The following is a 3,605-nucleotide window of genomic DNA, read 5'->3' on the forward strand; positions in this document are numbered from 1 at the left end:
CACTCCAAGCCTTCGACATCACCTTCGACGGCCGGCTCACCGCCGGACGCCACTGAACAAAACCGACCGAGTTCCACCGTTCGCTACACAGACCCTGAGCTCGGCGCCTCGCTCACCGCACTCAAACTCCAGGCGGAAGAGGCGGCCGTCCGGGAAGAGGAAGCCGCCGCCGCGCTGGACACTGCGACGTCCCCCTCCGTCTCACCGTTCCTCGCCGCCCGCGACGACCTCCACCGAAGGCGCGAACAGGTCCTGCGCCAACTCGAACAGGCCAAAAGCACGGTCAAACTCCGCGAAGGACTTGCCAAACGGGCAGACGCCGTGGAACGCCACGAAGCCCAGATCGCCCGTCTCCGCGAGGAACTCGCACGACTCGGAGACGCCTCCCACGACCGCGATCGGATCATCACCAAGATCAGCGGCCGATACGGCGAGCTCCTGCGAGCCTGGCGCTACCCCAAGGTCAGTACGCCCTTCATCAAGACCGACCTCACCCCCTTCGTACGCGGTGAGCCGTACCAGGAAGCCTCCTCCGGCGCCCGCACCCTGCTCACCTTGGCCTGGCAGCTGGCCGTCTTCGAAATCGCCGTCGAAGCAGGGGCCGCACACCCGGGATTCCTCATGATCGACAGCCCCCAGAAAAACCTCGGCCACGGCGGCACCCTCGATTCCGTGATCGCGGACGCCGTCGCCATCGACGACTTCTACCATCACCTCTCCCTCTGGCTCGCAGAGCGCGGTAGCCGAGCACAGCTCATCGTCGCCGACAACAGCCCGCCCCCGCTGGTGGAAAGCAGCGTGGTGGTTCGCTACAGCCGCAATGAGGACCGTCCGCCGTACGGGCTGATCGAGGACGAAACCAGTGCGGACGAAGAGGCAGAAGCCGACGCGTGAAACGCCCTCCCAGACACGGGGCCTTTCCTCGGTAGCAGGCTGACCCCAAAAGGCGCAGCGTCGTGGATCACTCACCCAGCAGTCGAGGCGCGGGATCGACTCTGACGTCAGCCCGAGAGCCGCGTGTCGGTCAGCATCAGCGGCTGCCGGGGCTCGGACGGGTGTTCGGACCGTGGCGCGGTAGAGGGCGGCGGAGGCGAGAAGCGATGTCAGCTCCCAAATAAGCCACCACTGGTTGACATCCAACCTAGCGGCCCAGGTCAACAGGTTGCACACGACTAGCTTTGCTGTCAAAGGACACGGGCTGCTCCATCGTGTACCTCTTCAACTCGGCGGACGGGCACCGCTACACCCTCGACGAAGGGAGGGTGCTGGCCTGCGTGCACCCGGACAAGACCAGCCTGGAGCCCGACAGGGTCGCGCCGCCCCCCGAAGTTACCGCCGGGCCGAGAGGAGGCACCGGCTCGCCCTCGGGGTTGACGGGCTTCCTGGCGCGCTGGCCTCACCCGTGGCAAGGCTGGTCATGACGGATCAGTCCGCCAGGACGCGCCAAGATCGACAAGGTGCCTGCGGAGTGCGCCGCGCTGCTCCTCAAGGTCGCCGAGGTCACCGGCCCGTTCTCGCAGAGCATCGCGTCCGCGAGTGCCGCGTTCAGCCCGTGCCTGCGACTGCAGACCACCTACGCCCCCCAGCCCGAAAAGCCCGGCAAGGGCACGTGGATGATCACCGCGCACCGGGCTCCGTTCACCCCTGCGGACTGGTGGATCACCTTCGACGCCACCACCCCGTCGAGCTGGTCCACGACGTGCACACCGAACTGCTCGACCTCTACCTCGAAGACCTGCACAGCGACCAGGACCGGCTGTTCCAGGACGAGACGACCGCGCAGGAGGCGTACGAGCCGCTGCTCACCCGCGGCTGGACGGCGGACTTGGGCGGCAGTGACCTCGGCGACGTCGTCGTCGGGGCCCAGGCGGACCGTTCCGGCCTGGGGCCGGGAAGTGGGGTGGCGGGGCGACGGGCGTGTTGCCGTGCGCGGGTAGGGGAAGTCCCACGTGGTGCGAGGGTCGACGGCGCCGGGCCCGGCCAGATGGCGGGGAAGGACCTGCACAGGCTGGGCCGGGTCGAGGTTCGTGTCCCAGAGTTCGTCGTCGTAGGAGATGCGCCGGTGCAGCTCGGAGGGATCGCCGGGGAGCTTCCCGGCTGGCCGTACTCGTTCGTCGCCGCTCTGGAGACCGGCACGACGGCCCGGCAGCCGACCATGAGCCGGGTGATCTCGAAGGGGTGGGTCATCACGGGCACGGCTCCTGCTGAAGGGTGCGGAACGGCTGGGTAGGCGGTGGGGCCCGGCTCAGCGGGCACGAATGCCGTTACGGGTTACCGGCGCGACGGGCGCCGGTTGCACAGTCCGACCTGCGGCGCGGCCCGGGGCTGATGTGTTCCAGGCGCCGGGGAACCAGACGGCGGTGTACTGCTCGATGGCGTCACGCAGCCCTGTGGTGACGGCCCCAGCCCACGGTGGCTCATCCGGACGGTGGTACTGGTGGATCACGCCGTAACCGTGCATGTTCGGCCGGGTGTTGGTCGCTTCGTCGCGGCGGTGGAAGGTTCCGTGGTCGAGGAAACTGAGTGCCACCGCGTCGATCTCCCCGCGGTCCGGGTGGACGACTGCCACGCGCAACCCGCCGTAGGTATCCGCCCGGATGGTGTCGGTGAAATCGATCCGCAGCCGCAGCTGTCCGCCGGGGGCAGGGACGGCGAAGTAGGTGTTGCCCACAACTGTGTGGTCGTGGAAGGGGAGGCACAGCTCGGCGAAAAAGTCCGGGGCCTGCAGAAACAAGAGGGGTCTCCGGTAGGAGGAAGGGCCTGTGCTAGCGGCGTGGACCGGGCAGGGCTGGTCTGCTGGTGGTGCTCCAGCGCGGGACGTTGGCCGCAGGCAGCGCGGCCGGGCGGCGGGACGCGGCGGCCCGCTGCACATCGAGCGGGGTGGGGGCCGGCGGTCCGGGCGGAATGATCGGGGTGAGCTGGGCCATGCCCTTGATGTAGCTGAAGGTGTTCTCGCGCCACCGGGGCAGTGGAGCCGGATCGGCGACACACTGGGTGACGGCGGTGAGCAGAGCGACAGGGGTGTCGGTGCTCGCCGTCGCGTACCAGACAGGCCGGTCAACGGAGTTGCCCGCCCACAGCTGCCAGCGGGCCTCGCGTGTCGTCAGTTCGGCTTCCGCATCGAGGTCGCCGGTGATGAGTTCCAGGCCGGCCAGTCCGTCCGGGACCTGGACGGCGAACGCACCCCAGCGCGGGCGGTCGATCTCCCAGCCCTGTTTCAGCAGGGGCACGACGGCAAGGAAGGGATCGTGGTCGTGGCTCCCCGAGACTGGCCAGGCGAGGTAGGCGGCCGGCCCCTGTTCGTATGCCGTGGCGAGGGCCGTGGTGAACGCGGTAACGAACTCGGTGGGGACGCGATCGTTGAAGCAGACGCCCCAGGTCGGCGGCCCGAACGGATCGCGGTAGGCGGTGATGCGCCAGAGCCCGTCGTCCTCGCCTTCGGGGAGGTAGCCCAGGCGGACCTTGCTGTCGGGAGCGTTGACGTAGACGTTGCCGATTATGTGGAATCAGATTTGTCAAGGTTCGCTGACAGGATGGAGCGCACGAGCACCTCAGCGAGAAGCTCCTTTCAGGAGTCGTTGGTGTCAGCCTCCTCAATATCTTGC

At 68.1% G+C, this 3,605-nt stretch carries 2 protein-coding genes and 3 pseudogenes; 3 read left to right on the forward strand and 2 right to left on the reverse strand.

What is annotated here, in order from left to right:
• From ABZ646_RS42930 to ABZ646_RS42940, 3 genes and pseudogenes are all read left to right on the forward strand, one after another.
• A pseudogene (locus ABZ646_RS42930) lies at window positions 1-894 on the forward strand (DNA recombination protein RecN); the annotation flags it as partial.
• Between the two features lie 563 nt (window positions 895-1,457).
• Window positions 1,458-1,625: pseudogene (locus ABZ646_RS42935) on the forward strand (hypothetical protein); the annotation flags it as partial.
• A gap of 29 nt (window positions 1,626-1,654) precedes the next feature.
• Window positions 1,655-2,230: a hypothetical protein gene (locus ABZ646_RS42940; protein WP_360532158.1), complete on the forward strand. Its 576-nt coding sequence runs from the start codon at window positions 1,655-1,657 to the stop codon at window positions 2,228-2,230.
• Window positions 2,231-2,245: 15 nt separating this feature from the next.
• Here the strand turns inward: ABZ646_RS42940 and ABZ646_RS42945 are convergent, their stop codons facing one another.
• Window positions 2,246-2,734: a hypothetical protein gene (locus ABZ646_RS42945; protein WP_360532155.1), complete on the reverse strand. Its 489-nt coding sequence runs from the start codon at window positions 2,732-2,734 to the stop codon at window positions 2,246-2,248.
• A 31-nt stretch (window positions 2,735-2,765) separates the two neighbouring features.
• A pseudogene (locus ABZ646_RS42950) lies at window positions 2,766-3,497 on the reverse strand (DUF317 domain-containing protein); the annotation flags it as partial.
• Window positions 3,498-3,605: the final 108 nt, after the last annotated feature.

This window comes from Streptomyces sp. NPDC007162, from assembly GCF_040634175.1.
Classification (GTDB): domain Bacteria; phylum Actinomycetota; class Actinomycetes; order Streptomycetales; family Streptomycetaceae; genus Streptomyces.